The organism is Salipiger sp. (genome assembly GCF_059781815.1).
On the sequence record NZ_JBYNAH010000333.1, the window covers coordinates 1 to 3,530 of the forward strand.

Below are 3,530 nucleotides of genomic sequence, written 5' to 3' on the forward strand. Positions count from 1 at the left end.
ACCATGACCGCGGGCTCCGCCAGCGTCTCGCGCGACAGCCCGCCGGCCTTCAACAATATCCTCGCCTGGAAGGACGAGGTCGTCGGCTGGATGCGCGAGCTCACCGACGAGTGCCACGATCATGGCTGCGCGGTGATGATCCAGCTCACCCATCTTGGCCGCCGCACCCGCTGGGACAAAGGGGACTGGCTGCCCTCGCTCTCCGCCGGGCACGAGCGCGAGGTGGCGCACCGGGCCTTTCCGAAAAAGGTCGAGGATTGGGACATCGCCCGCCTGATCGAGGATTACGCCGACGCCGCCGAGCGCATGCAGGCGGCGGGGCTCGACGGCATCGAGATCGAATCCTACGGCCACCTGATGGACCAGTTCTGGACTCCGCTGGTCAACGAACTCGACGATCCCTGGGGCGGCACGCTGGAGAACCGGATGCGCTTTGCCATGGAGGTGCTGGGCGCGATCCGCAAGCGGGTGGGCGAGGAGTTCATCGTGGGCATCCGCTACTCGGCGGATGAATGCGCCAAGGGCGGGATCACGCGAGAGGAGGGCTTCGAGATCACCCGCAGGCTCAAGGCCAGCGGACTGGTGGATTTCCTCAACGTCATCCGGGGGCGCATCGACACCGACGCGGCGCTGACCGACGTGATCCCGGTGCAGGGCATGCGCAGCGCGCCGCATCTCGACTTCGCCGGCGAGATCCGCGCCGAGACGGCGCTGCCCACCTTCCACGCCGCCAAGATCCAGGACGTCGCCACCGCGCGCCACGCCATCGCCAGCGGCAAGCTCGACATGGTGGGCATGACCCGCGCCCACATGGCCGATCCGCATATCGTCGCCAAGATCCTGCGCGGCGAAGAAGACCGCATCCGACCCTGTGTCGGCGCCAATTACTGCCTCGATCGCATCTACATGGGCGGCGGCGCGCTCTGCCTGCACAACCCCTCGACGGGGCGTGAGCTCGAGATGCCGCACGAGATCGCGGCTGCTGCGACGCGCCGAAAGGTGGTGATCGTGGGGGCAGGGCCGGCGGGGCTCGAGGCGGCGCGGGTGGCGGCGCTGCGCGGCCACGAGGTGGTGGTGCACGAGGCCGCGAGCGATCCCGGCGGGCAGGTGCGGCTGACGGCGCGCACGCCACGGCGGGCCGAGATGATGTCGCTCATCGACTGGCGCTATGCCGAATGCGCGCGCCTGGGCGTGCGATTCCGCTTCAACAGCTTCGCCGAGGCCGAGACGGTGTTCGAGGAGGCGCCGGACGTGGCGATCATCGCCACCGGAGGTCTGCCCCACGCGGAGGGGCTTGAGAGCGGCGACGGGCTGGTGGTGTCGGCCTGGGATATCCTCTCGGGCGATGCGCAGCCCGGCAGCAACGTGCTGATCTGGGACGATGCCGGCGACTTCGCGGCGTTGCAGGCGGCCGAGCTGATCTCTGACACGGGCGCCTCGGTGGAGATCGTCACCCGCGACCGCACCATCGCGAGCGAGGTCATGTCGATGTCGTTGACGCCCGCGATGCGGGCGCTGCAGGGGCGCGACGTGCGCTTCACCGTGACGTGGAAGCTCGACGCCGTGCGGCGGGAGGGCAATGAGCTTGTCGCGACGCTGGGCAGCGATTTCAGCGCGGCCACGGCGGAGCGGCGTGTCGATCAGGTGGTGGTCAATCGCGGCACGCGGCCGCTCGACGATCTCTATTTCGACCTGCGCCCCGGTTCGGTGAACCTGGGTGAGGTGGATTACGAGGCGCTGATCGCACTGCGTCCGCAGGAGATCCGCCGCAACCCCGAGGGCGGCTTCCAGCTGTTCCGCATCGGAGATGCGGTTTCGGCCCGCAACACCCACGCGGCGATCTACGACGCGCTGCGGCTCCTGCGCACGGTCTGAGCCGGGGCGAAAGCCTCAGACTGCGCGCAGCTCCTGCTCGCGCTTGAAGACGAACGGGTCGCCCGAGGCCGTTTCGCGGCGCTCGACCACGCGGTTGCGGCCACCGTTCTTGGCGGCATAGAGCGCTGCGTCGGCGCGGGCGATCACCGCATCGCGTGGATCGCCTGCGCCGCCGAGCGCGAGGCCGATCGAGGCGGTCACCGGCCGGTCCGCGACCCGCACCGTGTCGGCGATGGCGGCGCGCAGACGCTCTCCTGTCTGCCAGGCGGCCTCGGCCCCTGCGCCGGGGAGCCAGAGCACGAATTCCTCTCCGCCGAATCGCGCCACCACGTCATCGCGCCGCAGCTCGGCAGAGATGACTTTGGCCGCCTGACACAGCACAGCGTCGCCGATGGCGTGGCCATAGGTGTCGTTCACCTTTTTGAAATGATCGAGGTCCAGAAACAGGATGGCGCCGGGCGCGTGCCCCGCCACATGCGCGTCGAATCCGCGCCGGTTCGGAAGCCCGGTCAGCGGATCGGTCTGCGCCGCGGTCTGCGCCTGTTGCTGTCGGCGCAGCACGCTATCGGCCATGAGATTCGTGAGGCGCATCAGCGCGCCGACCTCGTCGCGATGGCCGTCGGGCAGGGCCGGGGCCGAATCCCCGCGTTCAAGCGATTCGATGGCGCCGTTCATCCGGCGCACCGGCGCAAGCAGCGCCCAGAGCCCGGCCAGCGTGCCGCCGCAGCCGGTCAGCGTCGCGGCGAGCAGCAGGCCCAGTACGTCGAGATGCGCCCCGATGCCGCCGGTCTGGATCAGCGCATAGAGCACCACGGCGATCAGCGGCACATGCGTGCCGACGAAGGCCACGGCAAACACCTTGATCGGAAAGCTGCTCGGGAAAGCCCGGTCCAGCAACGCATAGAAAGACATCGCACCCACTCACGTCCAGAACCCCCGGGGAGGGAGGATGACGCTGCAGTGTAAACGAATGGTTAAGAGGCGCGCGAGCGCAGGGCGCCTGCAGGGCTGCTTTCCAAGCTATTGATTTGATTTGGAAAGAGTGGTGCTGCTGGAGAGAATTGAACTCTCGACCTCTCCCTTACCAAGGGAGTGCTCTACCTCTGAGCTACAGCAGCGCCGGTGCGCCTTGGTGGCGTGGCGGCGTCTCTAAAGGCAATTTCAGACGGGCGCAAGCGCAATCTGGACGCTTTTTTGCCCCTGCTTTAAAGAAGTGTCATGGAGCGCAAGACAGGCAGCACTAAAACCAAGGCAGAAGAGCGTGATGCGCGGCTGAAAGCGGCGCTGAAGGCGAATCTCGCCCGGCGAAAACAGCAGGCCAAGGCCCGCAGCGCGGACAGCACCGCGCGCGACCAGAGCAGTGAAAAGGACACGTAGGACATGGATTCGATCATCGTCACAGGGAACGGGCCGCTGTCCGGCCAGATCCCCATCGCGGGCGCGAAGAATGCCTGTCTCACGCTGATGCCGGCGACGCTGCTCTCGGACGAGCCGCTCACGCTGACCAACGCGCCGCGCCTGTCGGACATCCGCACCATGACGACGCTGCTGCAGTCGCTGGGCGCCGAGGTGCAGTCGCTGAACGAGGGGCAGGTGCTGGCGCTGTCGAGCCACGCGCTGACCTCGACCCGCGCGGAATATGACATCGTGCGCAA

At 67.8% G+C, this 3,530-nt stretch carries 4 protein-coding genes and 1 tRNA gene; 3 read left to right on the top strand and 2 right to left on the bottom strand.

Going from position 1 to position 3,530, the window contains the following annotated elements; all coding sequences use genetic code 11:
* The coding region (locus AC6RA4_RS24100; RefSeq protein ID WP_500164640.1) for an FAD-dependent oxidoreductase at positions 1-1,875 on the top strand (1,875 nt) is incomplete at its 5' end.
* Positions 1,876-1,890: 15 nt separating this feature from the next.
* Here AC6RA4_RS24100 and AC6RA4_RS24105 read toward each other — a convergent pair.
* Complete coding sequence (locus AC6RA4_RS24105) at positions 1,891-2,787, bottom strand: GGDEF domain-containing protein (protein WP_500164642.1); 897 nt, start codon at positions 2,785-2,787, stop codon at positions 1,891-1,893.
* A gap of 131 nt (positions 2,788-2,918) precedes the next feature.
* A tRNA-Thr gene (locus tag AC6RA4_RS24110) sits at positions 2,919-2,993 on the bottom strand.
* Between the two features lie 100 nt (positions 2,994-3,093).
* Here AC6RA4_RS24110 and AC6RA4_RS24115 point away from each other — a divergent pair.
* Entirely contained in the window at positions 3,094-3,252 is a 159-nt protein-coding gene (locus AC6RA4_RS24115) for a hypothetical protein (protein WP_500164644.1), read from the top strand.
* A gap of 3 nt (positions 3,253-3,255) precedes the next feature.
* Positions 3,256-3,530: carboxyvinyltransferase (locus tag AC6RA4_RS24120; protein WP_500164646.1), on the top strand; the 275-nt coding region annotated here is incomplete at its 3' end.